The organism is Geodermatophilus amargosae, assembly GCF_041028265.1.
Taxonomy (GTDB): Bacteria; Actinomycetota; Actinomycetes; order Mycobacteriales; family Geodermatophilaceae; genus Geodermatophilus; species Geodermatophilus amargosae_A.
Genome location: NZ_JABGCW010000001.1, coordinates 89,602 through 107,638, shown reverse-complemented (window position 1 = coordinate 107,638; position 18,037 = coordinate 89,602). Strand labels below are relative to the sequence as shown.

The window sequence follows — 18,037 nt, the reverse complement described above, 5'->3', positions numbered from 1 at the left end:
GGCGGGGGTCAGCCGGGAACCTCTCCGTCCGGCGGGGGCACCTGCATCGCCACGAGGAAGCGGGCGACCATCGCGTAGCCGCCCACCAGCACCGTGAGCTCGACGACCTGGCGGTCGTCGAGGTGCCCGCGCACCGCGGCGAAGACCGGGTCGGGAACGGCGACGGCGCGGGCCGAGGCGTCGGTGAAGGCGAGGACGGCGGCCTGCGCCGGCGACCACACCGGCTCGGCGGTCGGTTCGCCGGACCTCAGCACGCGCAGGTGCAGGTCGGTGAGGCCGGCGCGGCGGCCGATCGGCTCGTGCGCGGCCCACTCGAACTCCGCCCCGGTGAGGACGGCGATCCGCAGGACCACCAGCTCGCGCAGGTCGGCCGGCAGCGTCGTGCTCCCGCGCAGCGCGCCGAGCAGGGCGTTCCAGCCCTCGGCCACCGGCGGGCTGTGCAGCAGCAGCCGGTCCAGGGCGGTGAGGGCGCCGCCCCGGCGGGCGCGCAGCAGGTCGGCGGTGGGCCCCTCGTCGGGGGCCGCGGGCAGACGGGCACTCATCGGCCCGCGAACACCCCGGCCGGGTACGCCCCGTTGGCGACGAGGGTGGCCGACAGCCGCTTGCCGAGCTCGACGACCCGCGCCGTCCGCTCCGGGCCCAGGTGCGCCCAGGGTGCCGTGGCCAGGGCGTCGGTCTCGGTCTCCAGGTCGGCGCGCAGCCGCTGCCCGGCCTCGGTGAGCCGGTCGCCGTCGAGCAGGCCGCGGTCGGCCAGGCGGGCGGCCGCGGCGTCCCAGTCCCCGTCGCTCCAGCCGCGGGTGGCCTTCGCCGAGGCGGGCAGGAAGCCGCGGCCGGTGGCGGTGTGGGTGACCAGCGCCTCCAGCCCGGACAGCCCGGCCCGCACCAGGACGGCGACGTGCCCGTCGCCGCGCCACTCGCGCAGCAGCGAGGCGGCGTGCCACAGGCGGGTGACCCGGTCCTCTGGCCAGGGCAGGTCGGCGTGCCCGGCGTACAGCGGCCGGCCCTCGGCGGTCAGCACGGTGCACGCCTCGACCAGCAGGTCGGTCAGCTCGGCGACCTCGGGTGCGGCCGCGGCCTCCTCCCCGCCGAGCAGGCGGGTCAGCGAGGCGTGGGCGGCGGCGAACCGGGCGGTGACCACCTGCTCCGGCGAGGCCAGCGTCCACGCGCGCGGGACGTGCCGGCCCACGATCGCCGGCGAGAAGTTGGAGAACGTCGCCGTCACCACGCCCGGGCCGACGGCACCCATCGGCGCCGCGCGGCCGGCGAAGTAGACCATCCGCCCGGGCCGCAGGCCGACCGCCGTGAGGATCTGCTCGGTCTCCGGCACGAAGTACACGTGGTTGTGCAGCGGTTCGACGGCGCGGTGCGCGCGGCCGACGAGGGCCGGGTCGAGGGCGGGCGCGGACTGATCGGCGCTGACCATGCGGCCGACCCTAGCGAGCGGGCACCGCCGGTACGGCGAACGCCCAGGCGGTCCGGGTCCGCACGGTGCGGAAGCCGACCCGCTCGTAGAGGGCCAGCGCCCCGGTGCTGTTCGCACTGTCGACGTCGAGGGCGGCCCGACCACAGCCGGCCTCCGCGGCGGCGCGCAGCGAGGCGGCGATGGTCGCCGTCGCCACCCCCCTCCCCCGCGCCGACGGCAGGACGCCGATCTGGCCGAGGTGCACGGTGCTCACGCCGGTGGCCCGGGTGTCGGCCTCGTACACGTACGAGAGGACGTACCCGGCGACGGCGCCGTCGACGAGCGCGAGCACCGACAGGTCGGCCCGGAACGCGCGCTGGCCGGTGAACCAGCTGCGCCAGGCCAGCTCGTCGCGCTCGGTGGAGCCGTGGTGCGCGGTGAAGGAGGCGTTGTGGGCGCGGCGGACCTCGTCGTCGCGGTCCCAGGTGAAGGGCACCAGCTCCACGCCGGGCGCCGGGCGCCCCTCCGGCACGTCGGTCAGGGGGCGCTCCATCGCGTGGTACCAGCGCTCGGCGGTGAACCCCGCGCGCTCGAACAGCCGCGCCGCCGGGTCCATCGCCGGGTACGCCGATGCGACGAGCCGGCCGGGTAGCCCGGGCGGGGCGAACGCGGCGTGCTGCTCGGTGCCGCGGCGCAGCTGCCAGGCCAGCAGCGCCCGGCCGATCCCGCGGCCGCGCTCGGCGGGGTGCACACGGCCCTCGGACCAGATGCGCAGGGCGTCCCGGCCGCCGCGCGGGGCGATCGAGGTCGCCCAGGCCACCAGCCGGCCGTCGCCGGTGACCACCGCGCGGCCGTCACGGGGCAGGTCGACCAGCTCGCGGCCCCACCACTCGGTGAGGTCCTCGGCGTCCTCGTGCTCGCCGGTGTCGTCCACGGCCTCGGCCGCCTCCAGCAGCTCGGCGGCGGCCTCGGCGTCGGCGAGGGTGAGCGGTCGGGCGGTCACGCCCTCGGGGAGGCCGGTCAGGTCGGCGGAGAGGACGTCGGACACGGGGAACGAGGCTAGGTGGGCTCGCCCGGGGACGGCGACCCGTTTGTCAGCGGCACGAACAGGCAGAACGGGTGTCCGTCGGGGTCGGCGTAGACGCGCACGACCTCCTCGGGGTCGTCGTAGCCGCCGATCGGGCGCGCCCCGGCCTCCTCGGCCAGCGCGCAGGCCGCCTCGAGGTCGTCGACCTCGAGGTCGAGGTGGGTCTGCATCTGCTGGGTGCCCGGCTCCGGCGGCCAGACCGGCGGCACGTGGTCGCGCTCGAGCTGGAAGGACAGGCCGGTGCCGCCGTCGGCCGGCCGCAGCGTCGCCCAGCCCTCCTCGTCGTCGCGGAGGCGCCAGCCGAGCAGCCGCTGGTAGGAGCGGGCGAGGGTGCGCGGGTCGGGGCTGCCGAGGACGGCGGCGGTGAGGTGGAACTGCGGCATCAGCCCTCCAGGGCGAACAGGCGGGCGCCGTTGTCGTGCAGCACCGCACGCAGCCAGTCCTCGCCGAGGCCGAGGCGGCACAGGGCGGCCAGCTGCTCGGCGTAGGGGTACGGGATGGACGGGAAGTCGCTGCCGAGGAGCACCTTGTCCCGCAGGTCCCGCAGCCGGTCCAGCTGGGAGTGGTCGAAGGGCATGAGCCGCTCGGTGAAGTCGGTGGCGAACATCGTGGTGTCCAGGTGCACCCCCTCGTGCCGCTCGGCGAGGTCGAGGAACTCCCGGTACTCGGGCATGCCGAGGTGCGCGATCACCAGGCACAGCCCCGGGTGCCGCTCGAGCAGGCCGGTCATGGGCGCGGGCCCGGTGTGCTCGCCGCGCAGCGGTCCCGACCCGCAGTGGATGACCACCGGCGTCCCGGTCTGCTCCAGCCGCGCCCAGACGGCGTCGAGCAGCGGGTCGCGCGGGTCGAAGCCGCCCACCTGCACGTGCACCTTGAACACCCGCACGCCGCGGTCGAGCGCCTCGGCCACGTAGTGCGGCGCCTCGGGTTCGGGGAAGAACGTGGCCGAGGACAGCACCTGCGGGTGGGCGTCGGCGAAGGCGTGCGACCAGTCGTTGAGCCAGGCGGCCATGCCCGCCTTGTGGGGATAGGGCAGCGTCGGGAACGCGCGCACGCCCAGCCGGCCGAGGACGGCGAGACGGTCGTCCTCGGGCAGCGGGTAGTGCACCGGCCAGGCCGCGCCGTAGTGCGTCTGCGCCGCCTCGAAGTAGGACCACACCTTCGCCTGCACCCGGGGCGGGAGGAAGTGCACGTGCACGTCGACCAGTCCCGGCAGGCCCAGCTCGCGCCAGAACCGCGGGACGTCGTCGTCGTCGACCGGCGGCGGGACGCTCATCGGAGGGAAGGTAGCGCCCCCCGGTCCCCCGATCAGCGGGAGCCGGGAGACACGGCGGCGCAGGTGGCCAGCTCGAAGACGTCGTGCAGCCGCTCGAACAGCTCCGGCGCGGCGCTCGGCGTGATCTGCGCGTTCACCGACACCGTGACCGTCCGCCGGCCCGTTGCCGTGGCGGCGGCGAACTGCGTGTACCCGGCGGTGTTGCCCGTGTGCCCGTAGACGGTGCCGCAGCGGGTGTCGTACCGGAACAGCCCCAGGCCGGCGAGGTTCTCGCCCGGGCCGGGTGGCTCCGACGACCCCGGCCGGAAGCGGAACTGCTCGGCCCGCGTCTGCCGGTCGGTGAACGTCCCCCGGACGTCCGCGCCGATGAACCGGGCGAGGTCGGCGGGGGTCGCCACGACTCCGCCGGAGGCCCACGCCCAGCCCGCCGCGACCACCGTGGTGACGTCCTCGGGCGGCTGCTCCGACACGTCGTAGCCGGCGATGTGGGGCTCGGGCAGCTCGGATCCGGTGGGCAGGCTCGTCGCGGTCAGGCCGGCGGGCCGGAGCACCGCGGCGTGCAGCACGTCGGCATAGGAGCGGCCGGTGGCCGACTCGATCAGCAGCGCGACCAGGACGTTGTCGGAGTTGGAGTACCGGTACTCCGTCCCCGGGGGGAAGAGCAGGGGCTCGTCCGCGACGTAGGACAGGAGGTCCCGGGGCTCCGGCGGGTCCTGGAGCGACGCGACCACGTCCGGCAGGAAGCCCTCGCTGCGGCTGAAGTCCGGGATGCCGCTGGTGTGCCCGAGCAGCTGGCGCAGGGTGACCGGCCACCAGTGACTCGGCAGGTCCGGCCGCCACGTCCCGACGGGGTCGTCGAGGGACAGCACGCCTCGGGACACCAGGCGCAGCGCGGTCGCGGCGCTGTACGCCTTCGCCACGCTCGCGACCCGCATGGCGTCCCCGGCCTCCGGAGGGCGTCCGGTCGCGACGTCGGCCACCCCGGCGGTCAGCACGTCGAGCCGGGAGTCGCGGCCCAGGGTCACGATGGCCCCCGGCGGGCCACCCGGCTGCCGCACCAGGTCGTCGAGGGCGCCCTGCAGCTCCGCGACGCCGGACGCCCGTGGCCCGTCCGCGACGGCCGGCGCCGGTGGACCGAACAGCGCGGCCGCGGTGACGAGGGGGACGACGAGGGACAGGGCACGCCGCGTCCTGGGCATGCGGGGCAGCGTGCTCCGCGGGGTGTGCGGCGGGAAGGACGCGTCGGGGCACGGTCCGCCGGCCGCGCGCCGCGCCGGGCGCACGTCACGGTGCTGGGGCGCTGCTCAGCGGAGCGTGACGACCACCTTGCCGCGCACGTGGCCGCCGGCGACCAGGTCGTGCGCCTCGGCGGTGCGCTCCAGCGGGAACGCCTTCGCGATCGCCACCCGCAGCTGGCCGGCGTCGGCCATCCGGCCGAGCTCCTCGAGGTCGTGCCGCTCGGGCCGGACGAACACGTAGCGCCCGCCCAGGTCGTTGACCGCTGGGTCGACGACGCTGACGACGCGCGCGACGTCCCGCACCTGCTCCGGCGCGTCGGCCAGGGCGTCGCCGCCGTTGAGGTCGAGGACGGCGTCGACCGGCTCGGACAGCCGGCCGCTGACCGGCCCGGCGGAGTAGTCGAGGACCTCGGCGGCGCCGGCGTCGCGCAGGAAGCCGTGGTTGCGCGGGCTCGCGGTGCCGATGACGTGCGCGCCGAGCGCGACGGCGATCTGGACGGCGAAGAAGCCGACCCCGCCCGCGGCACGGTGCACCAGCACGCGGTCGCCCTCGCCGACGTCGAGCGCCTCGGTCAGCGCCTGGTAGGCGGTCAGCCCGGCCAGTGGCAGCGCCCCGGCCTCGGCGAACGACAGCGACTCGGGCTTGTGCGCCAGGCAGCGCTGCGGCGCGGGCACGAGCTCGGCCGCGGTCCCCCACTGGACGTCGTCGCGGCGCAGGTAGCCGAACACCTCGTCGCCGGGTGCGAAGTCGACGACCGCCGGGCCGGCCGCCTCGACGGTGCCGGCGAGGTCCCAGCCCGGGACGATCGGGAAGTGGTGGGGGAAGGACCCGGCCAGGTTCCCCTCGCGGATCCCGACGTCGACCGGGTTGACCCCCGCGGCGTGCACGCGGACCAGCACCGTGTCCGGGCCGACCGGCGGCTCGGGGAGGTCGTCGCGCAGCGTCAGGACGTCCGGGCCGCCGAAGCGGTCGTAGGCGATCCCCCTCATGCCTGGTCCCTCACCTGCGTCCCTTCACGTATCGGCCGAACGCCTTCTGGATCTCGCGGCGGGAGTCCCGCTCGGCGAGGTCGTGGCGCTTGTCGTAGGACTTCTTGCCCTTGGCCAGCGCCAGCGTGGCCTTGACCTTGCCGTCCTTGAAGTACAGGTCCAGCGGCACGAGCGTCAGGCCGCCCTCGCGGGTCTTGCCGATGAGCTTGTCGATCTCCTCGCGGTGCATGAGCACCTTGCGCTTGCGGCGCGGGGCGTGGTTGGTCCAGGTCCCCTGCGTGTACTCGGGGATGTGCACGTGCTGGAGCCACACCTCGCCGTCGTCGACGGTGGCGAAGCCGTCGACCAGCGACGCCCGGCCGGCGCGCAGGCTCTTCACCTCGGTGCCGGTGAGCACCAGGCCGACCTCGAAGGTGTCGAGGATCGAGTAGTCGTGCCGCGCCTTCTTGTTCTGGGCGATGAACTTGCGCCCCTGTTCCCGCGGCATGTCCCCAGGCTACTGGGGCTCATCCCCGCCCATCCTGCGCAGCGGCGGTCTCGCGGCGGAGCTGCCCGTACGTGGGGGCCTGCACCGGGAGGAACGCCGCCTCGCGCACGCGCCGGGCGGTGTCGCTGCCGGCCAGGTACCCCGGGCCGCCGGCCACCGCGGTCTCCAGCCGCACCGCCTCCGCCGCGACGTCGAGCGCCGCGAGCCGCAAGCCGGCGAGGTCGCCGGGGTGCACGCCCACCCGGTCGCCGGCGAGGTCCTCCAGCCGCCGGGCGGCGTCGTCGCGGCGCTCGGTCAGCGCGGCGGCGTCGGGGCGCAGGACGGTGGGCAGGTGCTCCCCGGCGGCGGCGAGCGCGGCGTCGGCGACGCCCAGGGAGAGCGCGGTCTGCAGCAGCAGCATCGCCGGGCGGCACACGGCCATGAAGCCGGCCAGGTCGTCGCTGAGCACCTGCCCGGACCCGACGACGACGCCGTCGAGGTGCAGGCCGCCGGTGCCGGTGCCGCGCAGGCCGAGCAGGTCGTGCGGCCCCGTCGGGGTGACGCCGGCGTCGGTCCGGCGGAACAGCGCCACCACCCGGCCCTCGTCGGCGGTGCGCGCGGGGGCGACGACGACGGCGTCGTCGAAGAGGTTGGACGCCCAGCCGACGGTGCCCGACAGCCGCCAGCCCTCGCCGTCGCGGACCGCGTGGACCGGCAGCGTGCCGGTGCCGGCGAGGTCGGCGACCGCCGGGGCGAGCGCGGTGGCACCGGGGACGGTCCCGGCGCGCAGCTCGGCGACCAGGCCGGTCATCGGCTCCGGCGGCGGGCAGCAGCGCAGGTACTCGAGCACCATCCGCTGAGACCAGGCGCCGAAGGCGGTGGCCAGCGACACCGACGCGAGCTGGCGGAGCATCCGCACCGAGGCCAGCAGCGCGACGGTCGGGTCGTCGTCGTCCGCGCCGAACGCGCCGACCTCACCGAGCCGCCGCAGAGCGGGGCGGACGTCGGCCCGGCCGGCGTCGAGGTCGTCTGCCGTGGCACCGGTCACCGTCGTCGTCATGCCCCTGCCCTACCCCGGTGTCCGCCTTTCGCGCGCGAGATCCCGTGATCTCGTACGCCCGGGACGCCCTGGGCGTACGAGATCACGGGATCTCGACGGGAGGCGGCGGGACTACAGGCGCACGTAGAGGCGCAGCGTCACGTAGGCGGCCACCGCGGCCAGCCCGACGCCGGCGGCGGCGATGATCGGGCTGATCGTGGCGATCGCGCCCCAGTCGACCGGCGGGATGATGCCGGCCTTGATCGGCCCGGCCAGCGTCTTGTCGACGAAGAGCACCTTGGTGAGCACCAGGCCGCCGACGGCGAGCAGCGCGCCGATCAGGCCGGCGAGCGCCGCCTCGAGGATGAACGGCAGCTGGGTGTACCAGCGGGAGGCGCCGACCAGCCGCATGATGTTGGTCTCGTTGCGGCGGTTGAACGCGGCCAGCTGGATGGTGTTGGAGATCAGCAGCAGGGCCGCCAGCGCCTGCACCACCGCCACGGCGATGGTCGCGTTGCGCGCGCCGTTGAGCAGGCTGAACAGGCGGTCGAGGAAGTCGCCCTCGTCGCGCACCTGGTCCACGCCGTTCTGGCCGTTCGGGAACTCCGCGGCGATGACCTCGTAGCGCTCGGGGTTGACCAGCTCCACGCGGAAGCTCTCCGGCAGCGCGTCGGCAGGCGTGTTCTCGACCAGCTCGGGCTGCTGGGAGAACTGCTGCTGGAAGCGCGCGTAGGCCTCCTCCTTGGACTCGTAGAGGTAGCTCTGCACCTCCGGCGAGTCGGCCAGCTGCGTCTCGATGGCGCCGCGCTGCTCGTCGGTGACGTCGTCGGCCAGGAAGATGGAGACCTGCACCTTGTCGTAGTAGATCTCCTTCATGTCGGAGATCATCCCGGCGATGAGCAGGCCGGTCCCCATGAGACCGAGCGAGATGGCCGTGGTCAGGATCATCGCGACCGTCATGGTCAGGTTGCGACGCAGCCCGGTGGCCACCTCGGAGAGGACGAAGTTGACGCGCATGGAATCCCTGTCGTGAGGTGCAGGTCGTGGGGGCGGGCGGCTCAGCGGCCGTCGCGACGGCGTCGCATCAGCGGCCCACGCCGTAGACACCGCGCGTCTGGTCGCGGGTGATCTGGCCCCCGTTGAGCTCGATCACGCGGCGGCGCATCGAGTCGACGATGTGGTAGTCGTGCGTCGCCATGATCACGGTGGTGCCGGTGCGGTTGATCCGCTCCAGCAGCAGCATGATCCCCTCGCTGGTCTCCGGGTCGAGGTTGCCGGTGGGCTCGTCGGCGAGCAGGACCAGCGGCCGGTTGACGAACGCGCGGGCGATCGCGACCCGCTGCTGCTCACCACCGGAGAGCTCGTGCGGCAGGCGGGCGGCCTTGCCCTCGAGCCCGACCATCTCCAGCACCTCGGGCACGACCCGCTTGATCGTGCGGTGCGGCTTGTTGATGACCTCGAGCGCGAACGCGACGTTCTCCGCCACCGTCCGGTTGCGCAGCAGCCGGAAGTCCTGGAAGACGCAGCCCATCGTGCGGCGCAGCTTGGGCACCTGCCACTTGCTCATCGTGTTCAGCGTCTTGCCGTTGACGGTGACCGTCCCGCGGGTCGGGTCGTCCTCCTTGAGCAGCAGCCGGAGGAAGGTCGACTTGCCCGAACCCGAGGAGCCGATGAGGAAGACGAACTCGCCCTTGTCGATCTCCGTCGACACGTCATCGAGGGCCGGCCGACCGCTGGCCGGGTAGAGCTTGGTGACGTGTTGCAATTCGATCACGAGGGGCCACGGTACCTGCCCGGAGCCGCAGGATGGTCCGTTTCGCGAGGACGCACCGGCGCGTCTCCCCGACCCGCGCCCCTACCCAGCGGGAACGCCCCGCCAACCCCGGGAGATCGTGACGCGGGTGACGCTCAGCCGGCCGGGACGGTCTCCTGCTGGCGGCGCCAGCGGATGCCGGCCTCGATGAAGGCGTCGATGTCGCCGTCGAGGACCGCCGTCGTGTTGCCGGTCTCATGCTCGGTCCGCAGGTCCTTGACCATCTGGTACGGGTGCAGGACGTAGGAGCGCATCTGGTTGCCCCAGCTGCTGCCCTCCCCCTTGAGCGCGTCCATCTCGGCGCGCTGCTCCTGCTGGCGGACGACGAGCAGCCGGGCCTGCAGCACCCGCAGCGCGGCAGCCCGGTTCTGGATCTGGCTCTTCTCGTTCTGGCAGGAGACGACGATGCCGGTCGGGATGTGGGTCATCCGGACGGCGGAGTCGGTGGTGTTGACGCTCTGCCCACCGGGGCCCGAGGAGCGGAAGACGTCGACCCGGATCTCGTTCTCCGGGATGTCGACGTGGTCGGTCTGCTCGACGACGGGCAGCACCTCGACGCCGGCGAAGGACGTCTGCCGGCGGCCCTGGTTGTCGAACGGCGAGATGCGCACCAGCCGGTGGGTGCCCTGCTCGACCGAGAGCGTGCCGTAGGCGTAGGGGTGCTTGACGGCGAAGGTGGCCGACTTGATGCCCGCCTCCTCGGCGTAGGAGACGTCGTAGACCTCGGTGGGGTACTTGTGCCGCTCGGCCCAGCGCAGGTACATCCGCATGAGCATCTCGGCGAAGTCGGCCGCGTCGACGCCACCGGCCTCCGAGCGGATGGTCACCAGCGCCTCGCGGGGGTCGTAGTCGCCGTTGAGCAGCGTGCGGACCTCGAGCTCGTCGATCTCCTTGCGCAGCGCGTCCAGCTCGCGCTGGGCCTCGTCCGCGGTGGCGGCGTCGGACTCCTCCTCGGCCATCTCGTGCAGCACGCCGACGTCGTCGAGCCGGCGGCGCAGGTCCTCGACCCGGCGCAGGTCGCCCTGCAGGTAGGAGAGCTTGGAGGTCAGCGCCTGGGCGGCCTCGACGTCGCTCCAGAGGTCCGGCGCGGCGGCCTGTTCCTGCAGCTCGGCGACCTCGCGGCGGAGCCGCTCGACGTCGAGGACGGACTCGATGCTGGAGAGGGTCGTGTCCAGTTCGTCCAGGACGACGGAGAAGTCTGCGGCCACGTCGATCGAGGGTAGTGCGCCCCGGGAAGGTGGTGGCGGTCACGGCGGTTCCAGCGACGTCGAGACCACCGACCGGGAGGAGCGCGGGATGCGCGCCGTCGTCTACACGCAGTACGGGGAACCCGACGTCGTGGGCGTCGGGGAGGTCGAGGAGCCGCACGCCGGGCCGGGGCGGGTCCGCATCGCCGTCCGCGCGGCGGGCGTCAACGCCTACGACTGGAAGCAGGTCACCGGGCTCATGGCCCGCGGCGACCGGCCCGACGGGCCGACCGTGCCCGGCGTGGACGCCGCCGGGGTGGTGGACGAGGTCGGCGAGGGCGTGACGGGTGTGCAGGTCGGCGACCCGGTGTTCGGCCTCGGCCGGGCCACGGCCGCCGAGCACGCCGTCCTGCACGCGTGGGCGCCCAAGCCGCCGGAGGTGTCCTTCGAGGTCGCCGCGGGACTGGGCGTGACCGGCGAGACCGCCGTCCGCGTGCTCGACCTGCTGGCCCTGGACGTCGGCCGCACGGTCCTCGTCGACGGCGCGAGCGGCGGGGTCGGCACGGTCACCGTGCAGGTCGCCGTCAGCCGCGGGCTCGGCGTGATCGGCACGTCGTCCCCGGCCAACGCCGACTTCGTCCGCTCGCTCGGCGCACTGCCCGTCCCCTACGGCGAGGGCCTGGCCGACCGGGTGCGGGAGATCGCGCCCGACGGGGTCGACGGCGCGGTCGACACCGCCGGCCGCGGGTCGGTGCGCGACCTGGTGGCGCTCACCGGCGACCCCGGGAAGGTGGTCACCATCGCCGACTTCGGCGCCGGCGGGCTCGGCGTGCACGTGACCACGTCGAGCGAGGGCGCCGTCCCGCGGCTGGCCGAGGTGGCCGCGCTGGTGCGCCAGGGCCGGCTGCAGCTGCCGGTGGCGGGGAGCCATCCGCTCGAGCAGGCGGCCGAGGCCTACCGCCGCAGCCGCGAGGGCCACGTGCGCGGCAAGCTCGTGCTGGTGCCCTGAGCCGTCAGGGGTCGCGGGTCTCGGTCACGACCCAGCGCAGGTACTCGGGGCTGCCGTCGACCAGCGGCAGTGCGATGACGCACGGGACGTCGTAGGGGTGCAGCGCGGCGGTGCGGGCGACGATCGCCGGCACCAGCGCGCGGCGGGTGTGCAGGGCGACGCGGGCCTCCGGGTCGTCGTGCACCTCGCCCTCCCACCGGTACACCGACCGGATGGCGGACAGCTGGTGCCCGCAGGCGGCCAGCCGCTCCTCGACCAGGGTCCGCGTGTAGCCGGCCAGCCAGTCGGCGTCCGGGCCGGTGACGACGACCTCGCAGCACTCGGGGTCCACGTGCCCATCCTGGGGTGCGTGCGCGCGGGCGCGCGGGGTAGGGCCCGCCCATGAGCGACGACCTGACACTCGACATCGACGGCGAGCAGTACGTGGTCCGGCAGGGCGGCGACAGCGGACTGCAGGTGGGCCGCCGCAACGGCGGCGACGTGGCCTGGCTCGACGAGGTCGACCCGGCCCTGCTGACCGAGGACGCCCGCACGGCGCTCACCGAGGGCGACTCGTCGAACGAGGCGCTGCGCGTGGCGATCAGCGGCATCGTCCAGGCCGAGGTCGAGCGCGGCGGCTGACCCCCACGGACGACGTCCCGCCGGGGTCGTGGCCGCCGACGGCGGCGGGGGCGGCGGCCACGACCAGCCGGTGCGATCCGCCCCTAGGGTGCCGTCGTGGCGACCTCCCGCGAGGACGAGACCGTGCGCGGCGCCGACCGCTGGGGCGAGGACCTCTCCGGGGAGTCGTTCGTGCGCTGCACGTTCCTCGACGTGGACCTCTCGGAGACGACGTCGGTGGGCGCGACGTTCGAGGACTGCACGTTCACCGACTGCCGGTTCTCCGCCGGCCGGCACGAGGCCTCGGCGTTCCGCGGCTGCCGGTTCACCGCGTGCTCGTTCACCACGGCGGAGCTCACCGACTGCACGTTCCTCGGCAGCGCCTTCGCGTCGTGCTCCCTGCGGCCGCTGCGGGTGACCGGCGGCGACTGGTCGTTCGTCTCCCTGGTCGACGCCGACCTGCGCGGCGCCGTGTTGGCCGGCGTGCGGCTGCGCGAGGCCGACCTGCGCGGCGCCGACCTCACCGGGGCCACCGTCACCGACGCCGACCTCTCGGCCGCCGCGCTCGAGGACAGCCGCTGGGCGGACGCGGACCTGCGCGGCAGCGACCTGTCGGCGTTCGACCCGCGCGCGCTGCCGCTCGACGGCGCCCGCGTGCGCGCCGAGCAGGCCGTCGTCCTCGCGCAGTCGTTGGGGCTGCGCGTCGGCTGAGGAGAGCGGTCAGCCGCCCACGAGCTCGGCGGCCGCCTCGGGCCACCACTGGCCGGCGGGCGGGCCGCCGCCACAGGTGCCGTCGGAGTCACCGGGCTGCTTGATCCACAGCAGCGCGTCGAGGCGGGGGACGTCGGTGGACGTCGTCGGCGGCTGGCCGAGCGCCCGCCCCGGCGGGTTGCACCAGCGCCCCTCGCCGCCGGGTGCGTCCTCCGGCGGGCCCGCGCCGTTGCGGCTGGTGTCCACGACGAAGTGCGCGACGGGCGCGCCGGGGGGCGCCCCCTCCTCCAGCGTCTCGGACAGCCTCAGGCCGTACTCGGTGTTGGCCTCGGTCGTCTCGTAGTTGGAGACGTTGAGGGCGAACCCGTCGGCGGCGTCGATGCCGCTCTTGCGCAGGGCGTCGGCGAGCGCCGGCAGGTCGTCCACCCAGTCGGCGTTGCCGGCGTCGAGGTAGATCCGCGTCTCCGGCTGCCGGTCGAGGATCGCGACGGCCTGGGAGAGCAGGTCGTAGCGCGCCGCGGGGTCCACGCCCTCGCAGCCGACCACGGCCTGCGGCACGGCGTCCGGTTCCAGGACGACCACCGCCGGCCGGTCGGCGAGGGCCGCCGCGAAGCTGCCGATCCAGGCCAGGTAGGAGCCGGGGTCGGTGGCGCCGCCCGCGGAGTACAGCCCGCAGTCGCGCCCGGGCACGTTGTAGGCCACCAGGACCGGCAACCGGTCCTCCTCGGCCGCGGCCCGGGACGCCGCCTCCACCGCCGGGTACGGGTTGTCGGGGCTGGCGATCCAGACGGCGGTCGGCTGCTCGGCCAGCGGGGCCAGCGCCTCGGCCTCCCCGGTCCGCCCGCTCGCGAGGGCCTCGCGCACCGCGGCCGGGCCGTGCCCCGAGGGGTCGAGCCAGAGCTCCTCCCCCGCGAGCCGGCTGGACTCCTGCGGGGCGGCGGTGCTCGGAGCGGCGGTGCTCGGAGCGGCGGTCCCGCCGCCACCGTCCCCGCCGCCACCGTCCCCGCCGCCACCGTCCCCGCCGCCACCGTCCCCGGTGCCGCCGTTCCCGCCGCCACAGGCGACCACGGTGCCGGCCACGGCGGCCAGCACCGCGGCTCGGACCGACCGTCGCCGGTAGAGACGCGCCCTCACGCGACGTGCACCCAGCGCGCCGGGGAGGGGACGCCGTCGGAGTCGAGCACCACCAACATGTACCAGCCGGCGGGGGTGAGCCCCTCCTCGACGGGCAGGGTGAGCTCGACCGTCCCGCTGCCGCAGCAGCCGCCCGGGCAGTGCGCGCTCCCGTCGGCGGTCGTGTGGCCGGCCGCGCCCTCGGGACACGACGCCGGCCGCACGTCGAGCGCGACGGACCGCTGTTCGGTGTCGGTCTGGTGCGTCACGGCGCTGGGCCGCAGCAGTCGCGCCTCGGCGACCTCGGCCCCCTCGACGTCGACGGTGAAGCTGCTCCCCCGGCTGATCTCCTCCGGAGCCGCGGTGATGGCCGGGCGGTCGCCGGCGAACAGGTACGGCGGGGAGTAGATCTCGATCCGCGTGTCGAAGGTGCCGGTGCGGGTCTCCTCCTTGTCGGCGAACAGCGGGTCCGACCCCATGGTCATGACCCGGCCGTCGGGGAGCAGGAGCGCCGTGGCGTGGTAGTTCCGCCCGACGAAGTTGGGCGCCGCCTCGACCAGTTCGCCGGTCTCCGGGTCGTAGATCGTCGTCAGGTGGAGGTCGCTCTCCTCGTTGCCCCGGTAGTCCTCCGAGCCGCCGGTGAGCAGGGTCGTGTCGTCGGGCAGCGTGACGGCGTTGAGGTACCGCACCGGGCTCGGGTAGTCCGGCGCCGGCTCGTACCGCGGGGCCTCCTCGTCGAGGTCGACCACGTTGAACCGCGCGGTCGACTCCGGGCTGTCGCCGACCAGGCCGCCGCCGACGATGCCGACGCGCTGGTCCTGCACCGGGGCCAGGAAGAACGACGCGCTCGTCTCGTTGTACTCGGGGTCCTCGAGACCGGGGACGTCCTGCCAGGAGTTGTCCCTGACGTCCCAGATGCCCGGCTGGCGGCCCGCCTCGGCCGGGCCGTAGCCGGTGTTGGAGCCGCTGTAGAAGATGCGCTGGCCGTCGGCCAGCCGGAACAGCGCCGGATAGGTCGGGAAGTACCGGAAGAGGCCCGGCTGGTCGGCCCAGGTGCGGGTGGCCGGGTCGTAGATCTCGTTGTCCCCGGGGAGGATCCGGCCGTACTCGTCCAGGCCGGACACGGCCAGCACGCGGCCCCCGTCCAGGCCGATCAGGGTGGGGTACCAGCGGGCCTCGTCGAGCCGGCCGGTGCGCCGGTAGGTCTCGGTGGCGACGTCGAACTCGTAGGAGGCGTCGAGGCCCTGGAAGTTCTGCTTGTCCTTCGTCACGCCGGCGCCGCGGACGAGCACCTCCCCCCGGTGCCGCGCCGGGAGGTCCGGCACGCCGAACGTGCGCTCCTCCTCGACCTCGTACTCGTCGCCGGTGCCGTCGGCCTCGACCCACACGTCGGCGATGCCGTCCATCGCCGAGCCGTCGGGCATCTCGTGCGCGGCGGGCAGCCGGACCTCCTCGGTGGAGGTGTAGGTCAGGCCGCCGTTGGTGAACGTGGTGCCCACGGGCAGCGTGAGCGGCTCGTCGCGCTCGTTGGTGAGCGACAGGACGCCGGCGGCCCGGTCGACCTGCTCGTCGAGCCGCTCGTACCGGCGGGTGCCGCCGGCGATGAGCAGGTTGCCGTTGGGCAGGTAGGCGTGCCCGCCGCAGAAGAGGTCCTCGGGGGTCGGGACCTCCTTGCTCTCACCGGTGACCGGGTCCCAGACGATCGAGCGGAAGGTCCCGGCCTCGAACCGCTCGGCGTTGTTGCCCGAGCCGGCGATGAACAGGACCTTGCCGGTGGACAGCAGCGCGGCGTGGATCGCCGACAGCCGGTACTCCTCCGGCAGCTCGATGGTCTCCCAGAAGCCGTGCTGCGCCTTGTAGTCGTCCTGGTTGCGCTGGAAGTCGTAGACGAGCCGGTCGGCCACGTCGACGACGACCGGCCCGTTCGCCGCGACGACGCCCGTGACCGCGGCGCCGACCAGCGCGGCGTTGCGCAGCCGACGCAGCGGCCCGGCCACCCGGCGGGTCATCGGAGGCTCTCCTGCGGCACGCCGGCGAGCTGCACCGGGGCGACGACGACCGTGGCGGTCACCGCGGGAGCGATGACCGGCAGTTCCTGGAGGATGTTGTCCTCGATCCGGTAGGCGGCCGCCTGGCGACGACGGCCGATGGAGGTGGTGATCAGCCAGCAGGCGACCGGGAACAGGCACATGACCGCGCTGAGCACCGCCCACGCGGAGACCGCGACGTGCACGTTCCCCAGCGGCACGGAGGCGACCAGGACGCCGACGAGCACGGTCCCCCAGGCGAGGTGCCGCCGGAACACGCCGACGTGGTCACCGGAGACCGCGCCCTTGCGGGTGACGACGAAGGCCGGCTCCTGACGCCGCAGCGCCTGCGTCAGCGCCTGGACGTAGACCGGCGCCGACATCGCGGACATGGCCATGCCGGCCACGCCAGAGGAGCCCTCCTGCTCGTGGGGGCTCACGTTGTGCTTGCGGTTCCAGAAGTAGACGCCCAGGTGCAGCACCGCGGAGTTGACGTAGAGCATCAGCCACACCTGCGCGGTGACCACGAGGCCACCCACGCCGGTGAGCATGAAGGCGGTGAGGTTGAGCGCGCCGAGCACCCAGCTGATCGCCGCCGACGGGTAGTAGGCCAGCAGCATCGTGTAGTGCGCCTTGCCGGCCCAGGACAGCTTCCAGAAGGACTGCCGGAAGTGGCGCAGGATCGTCTGGTCCGCGCCGCAGGCCCACCGGTGCTGCTGGGTGAAGAAGTCCCGCCAGGTCGCCGGGCCCTCGCCGACGGCGAGCACGTCGGGGGTGTAGACGGACTTCCAGCGCGCGCCGGTCTCCGGGTTGCGCGCGGAGTGCCAGACGATGCTCGTGGCGGCGTCCTCGGTGATCGAGTCCGCCAGCCCGCCGATGGCGCGCAGCGCCGAGATCCGGACGGCGTTGTTGGTGCCGACGAACATCGCCGAGGCGAGCCGGTTGCCCGCCCGCTGCAGCACGCTGTGGAACATGTACTGCTGCGACTCCGCGCCGCGGGTGACGACGTTGTCGTAGTTGCCGTACACCTGCGGGCCGACGACGAAGGCGACGTCGGGGTCGCGGAAGTAGCCGACGAGCCGCTCGACCATGTTCGGGTGGGGCACGTGGTCGGTGTCGACCGACACCCAGAGGTCGTAGTCGTCGCCGTGCGCGTCGAGCCAGGAGTTGTAGTTGCCGTGCTTGGTGCGCGCCTTGAACCCGCCGCTCGGCTGGTTCCAGCGCTCGACGCCCTTGCGGCTGAAGTGCCGGACGCCGAGCTCGGTGCACATCGCGCGCACGGCCGCGTCGTCGCCCTCGTCGAGCAGCCAGACGTCGAGCCGCCCGTCGTAGCGCATGCGGCACGCGGCCTCGAGCGTCGCCCGGACCATCTCCAGCGGCTCCTTGCCGGGGACGATCGTGGTGAGGAAGGCGACCCGCTGGCCGGCCAGCGGCGTCATGGGGACCGGGTCGCGGGCGTTGAGCGTGGCCAGCGCCAGGGTGATGACGTTGACCATCTGCAGGACGCCGATGACGGCGACGCTGGCCAGCAGCACGACCGCGAGCACCGAGCGCCAGTCGCCGACGAACTCGGGGTGGTGCGAGGGGAGCAGCAGCCAGACGAGGAAGACCAGCTCGAAGACGAAGGCGCCGAGGACCAGCAGCCGGGCGCGGACGCGGGCCCAGCCGCGGGTGACCGGCCGGAAGCGGACGCGGCCGTCGGCCGACGGCTCCTGCAGCGGCCCGGCGAGCTCGCTGAACTCCTGGTAGGGGTAGGAGGCGACCTCAGCCACGCCGGGACGTGACCAGGAGGCTGCCTCCTTCCCGTGCGGACACCGGCGACGACCTCAGGGCCCCGGGGGGCACAGCAGCAGTCAGGAGCAAGGCGGACCCATTCGTGAGACGAGCGGTACGGGCACACGCGCAGGGCGCAGCACCGGCGGGCAGACCGGCGGACGGAGGGACCGAGCCGCGCTCCGGCGACCGACTCCGTCCCCCGCGCGCCTGTGCGCGGGGTCGGCGGAGGCCGACTGGTCCTTCCGTGCGACTTCCGGGAGGAGGTCGCGACGCAGAGTAAGCAGATGCCCCGGGGGGCAGCCA

At 74.4% G+C, this 18,037-nt stretch carries 19 protein-coding genes; 3 read left to right on the top strand and 16 right to left on the bottom strand.

Annotated elements, in window-relative coordinates; translation table 11 throughout:
- Window positions 1–8: 8 nt before the first annotated feature.
- From HLV61_RS00595 to prfB, 12 genes are all read right to left on the bottom strand, one after another.
- The gene (locus tag HLV61_RS00595) at window positions 9–542 is read right to left on the bottom strand and encodes a carboxymuconolactone decarboxylase family protein (RefSeq protein ID WP_369251908.1); all 534 of its coding nucleotides are present in this window, start codon (window positions 540–542) and stop codon (window positions 9–11) included.
- Entirely contained in the window at window positions 539–1,423 is an 885-nt protein-coding gene (locus HLV61_RS00590) for an SCO6745 family protein (protein ID WP_369251906.1), read from the bottom strand. Before HLV61_RS00590 ends, HLV61_RS00595 begins: the two co-directional genes overlap by 4 nt.
- Before the next feature lie 10 nt (window positions 1,424–1,433).
- Window positions 1,434–2,450: a GNAT family N-acetyltransferase gene (locus tag HLV61_RS00585; RefSeq protein ID WP_369251904.1), complete on the bottom strand. Its 1,017-nt coding sequence runs from the start codon at window positions 2,448–2,450 to the stop codon at window positions 1,434–1,436.
- An 11-nt stretch (window positions 2,451–2,461) separates the two neighbouring features.
- Window positions 2,462–2,872: a VOC family protein gene (locus HLV61_RS00580; RefSeq protein WP_369251902.1), complete on the bottom strand. Its 411-nt coding sequence runs from the start codon at window positions 2,870–2,872 to the stop codon at window positions 2,462–2,464.
- Window positions 2,872–3,765 (bottom strand): amidohydrolase family protein, encoded by an 894-nt coding sequence (locus HLV61_RS00575; protein ID WP_369251900.1) that lies wholly within the window; start codon window positions 3,763–3,765, stop codon window positions 2,872–2,874. Before HLV61_RS00575 ends, HLV61_RS00580 begins: the two co-directional genes overlap by 1 nt.
- 32 nt (window positions 3,766–3,797) lie before the next feature.
- Window positions 3,798–4,964, bottom strand: a complete 1,167-nt coding sequence (locus tag HLV61_RS00570; protein WP_369251898.1) for a serine hydrolase domain-containing protein — start codon at window positions 4,962–4,964, stop codon at window positions 3,798–3,800.
- A gap of 105 nt (window positions 4,965–5,069) precedes the next feature.
- On the bottom strand, window positions 5,070–5,993 hold the full coding sequence (locus HLV61_RS00565) for an NADP-dependent oxidoreductase (RefSeq protein WP_369251896.1): 924 nt from the start codon (window positions 5,991–5,993) through the stop codon (window positions 5,070–5,072).
- Between the two features lie 10 nt (window positions 5,994–6,003).
- Window positions 6,004–6,480: an SsrA-binding protein SmpB gene (gene smpB, locus HLV61_RS00560; protein WP_073418869.1), complete on the bottom strand. Its 477-nt coding sequence runs from the start codon at window positions 6,478–6,480 to the stop codon at window positions 6,004–6,006.
- Window positions 6,481–6,499: 19 nt separating this feature from the next.
- Complete coding sequence (locus HLV61_RS00555) at window positions 6,500–7,519, bottom strand: hypothetical protein (protein WP_369251894.1); 1,020 nt, start codon at window positions 7,517–7,519, stop codon at window positions 6,500–6,502.
- A 111-nt stretch (window positions 7,520–7,630) separates the two neighbouring features.
- Window positions 7,631–8,515, bottom strand: coding sequence for a permease-like cell division protein FtsX (ftsX, locus tag HLV61_RS00550; RefSeq protein WP_369251892.1), 885 nt, complete (start codon window positions 8,513–8,515; stop codon window positions 7,631–7,633).
- 67 nt (window positions 8,516–8,582) lie between these two features.
- Window positions 8,583–9,272 (bottom strand): cell division ATP-binding protein FtsE, encoded by a 690-nt coding sequence (ftsE, locus tag HLV61_RS00545; RefSeq protein WP_093582769.1) that lies wholly within the window; start codon window positions 9,270–9,272, stop codon window positions 8,583–8,585.
- Between the two features lie 134 nt (window positions 9,273–9,406).
- Window positions 9,407–10,519 carry a peptide chain release factor 2 gene (gene prfB, locus HLV61_RS00540; protein WP_369251890.1) on the bottom strand — a complete coding sequence of 371 codons (1,113 nt, stop codon included), beginning with the start codon at window positions 10,517–10,519 and terminating at the stop codon, window positions 9,407–9,409.
- Between the two features lie 88 nt (window positions 10,520–10,607).
- Here prfB and HLV61_RS00535 point away from each other — a divergent pair, with 88 nt between their 5' ends.
- On the top strand, window positions 10,608–11,507 hold the full coding sequence (locus tag HLV61_RS00535) for an NADP-dependent oxidoreductase (protein WP_369251888.1): 900 nt from the start codon (window positions 10,608–10,610) through the stop codon (window positions 11,505–11,507).
- A gap of 4 nt (window positions 11,508–11,511) precedes the next feature.
- On the opposite strand, the gene cutA is transcribed toward HLV61_RS00535, so the two are convergent.
- Window positions 11,512–11,838 (bottom strand): divalent-cation tolerance protein CutA, encoded by a 327-nt coding sequence (gene cutA / locus HLV61_RS00530; protein WP_369251886.1) that lies wholly within the window; start codon window positions 11,836–11,838, stop codon window positions 11,512–11,514.
- Between the two features lie 50 nt (window positions 11,839–11,888).
- Between cutA and HLV61_RS00525 the strand changes: the two genes are divergently transcribed.
- Both HLV61_RS00525 and HLV61_RS00520 read left to right on the top strand, forming a co-directional pair.
- Window positions 11,889–12,128 (top strand): hypothetical protein, encoded by a 240-nt coding sequence (locus tag HLV61_RS00525; protein WP_369251884.1) that lies wholly within the window; start codon window positions 11,889–11,891, stop codon window positions 12,126–12,128.
- Window positions 12,129–12,224: 96 nt separating this feature from the next.
- Window positions 12,225–12,818: a pentapeptide repeat-containing protein gene (locus HLV61_RS00520; protein WP_369251882.1), complete on the top strand. Its 594-nt coding sequence runs from the start codon at window positions 12,225–12,227 to the stop codon at window positions 12,816–12,818.
- A 9-nt stretch (window positions 12,819–12,827) separates the two neighbouring features.
- Here HLV61_RS00520 and HLV61_RS00515 read toward each other — a convergent pair whose 3' ends face one another.
- From HLV61_RS00515 to HLV61_RS00505, 3 genes are read right to left on the bottom strand one after another with little or no spacing between them, the layout of a single operon-like run.
- On the bottom strand, window positions 12,828–13,952 hold the full coding sequence (locus tag HLV61_RS00515; protein WP_369251880.1) for a glycoside hydrolase family 6 protein: 1,125 nt from the start codon (window positions 13,950–13,952) through the stop codon (window positions 12,828–12,830).
- Window positions 13,949–15,940 carry a galactose oxidase-like domain-containing protein gene (locus HLV61_RS00510; RefSeq protein WP_369251878.1) on the bottom strand — a complete coding sequence of 664 codons (1,992 nt, stop codon included), beginning with the start codon at window positions 15,938–15,940 and terminating at the stop codon, window positions 13,949–13,951. The genes HLV61_RS00515 and HLV61_RS00510 overlap by 4 nt, the downstream gene beginning before the upstream one ends.
- Window positions 15,937–17,730: a glycosyltransferase family 2 protein gene (locus HLV61_RS00505; RefSeq protein ID WP_369251876.1), complete on the bottom strand. Its 1,794-nt coding sequence runs from the start codon at window positions 17,728–17,730 to the stop codon at window positions 15,937–15,939. Before HLV61_RS00505 ends, HLV61_RS00510 begins: the two co-directional genes overlap by 4 nt.
- Window positions 17,731–18,037 lie beyond the last annotated feature (307 nt).

Excerpts from the sequence above, each read along its gene's own strand:
- HLV61_RS00595 (WP_369251908.1), bottom strand. The coding sequence starts at position 542 with ATGAGTGCCCGTCTGCCCGCGGCCCCCGACGAGGGGCCCACCGCCGAC.
- HLV61_RS00590 (WP_369251906.1), bottom strand. The coding sequence starts at position 1,423 with ATGGTCAGCGCCGATCAGTCCGCGCCCGCCCTCGACCCGGCCCTCGTC.
- HLV61_RS00580 (WP_369251902.1), bottom strand. The coding sequence starts at position 2,872 with ATGCCGCAGTTCCACCTCACCGCCGCCGTCCTCGGCAGCCCCGACCCG.
- HLV61_RS00575 (WP_369251900.1), bottom strand. The coding sequence starts at position 3,765 with ATGAGCGTCCCGCCGCCGGTCGACGACGACGACGTCCCGCGGTTCTGG.
- HLV61_RS00570 (WP_369251898.1), bottom strand. The coding sequence starts at position 4,964 with ATGCCCAGGACGCGGCGTGCCCTGTCCCTCGTCGTCCCCCTCGTCACC.
- HLV61_RS00565 (WP_369251896.1), bottom strand. The coding sequence starts at position 5,993 with ATGAGGGGGATCGCCTACGACCGCTTCGGCGGCCCGGACGTCCTGACG.
- smpB (WP_073418869.1), bottom strand. The coding sequence starts at position 6,480 with ATGCCGCGGGAACAGGGGCGCAAGTTCATCGCCCAGAACAAGAAGGCG.
- HLV61_RS00555 (WP_369251894.1), bottom strand. The coding sequence starts at position 7,519 with ATGACGACGACGGTGACCGGTGCCACGGCAGACGACCTCGACGCCGGC.
- ftsX (WP_369251892.1), bottom strand. The coding sequence starts at position 8,515 with ATGCGCGTCAACTTCGTCCTCTCCGAGGTGGCCACCGGGCTGCGTCGC.
- HLV61_RS00535 (WP_369251888.1), top strand. The coding sequence starts at position 10,608 with ATGCGCGCCGTCGTCTACACGCAGTACGGGGAACCCGACGTCGTGGGC.
- HLV61_RS00525 (WP_369251884.1), top strand. The coding sequence starts at position 11,889 with ATGAGCGACGACCTGACACTCGACATCGACGGCGAGCAGTACGTGGTC.
- HLV61_RS00510 (WP_369251878.1), bottom strand. The coding sequence starts at position 15,940 with ATGACCCGCCGGGTGGCCGGGCCGCTGCGTCGGCTGCGCAACGCCGCG.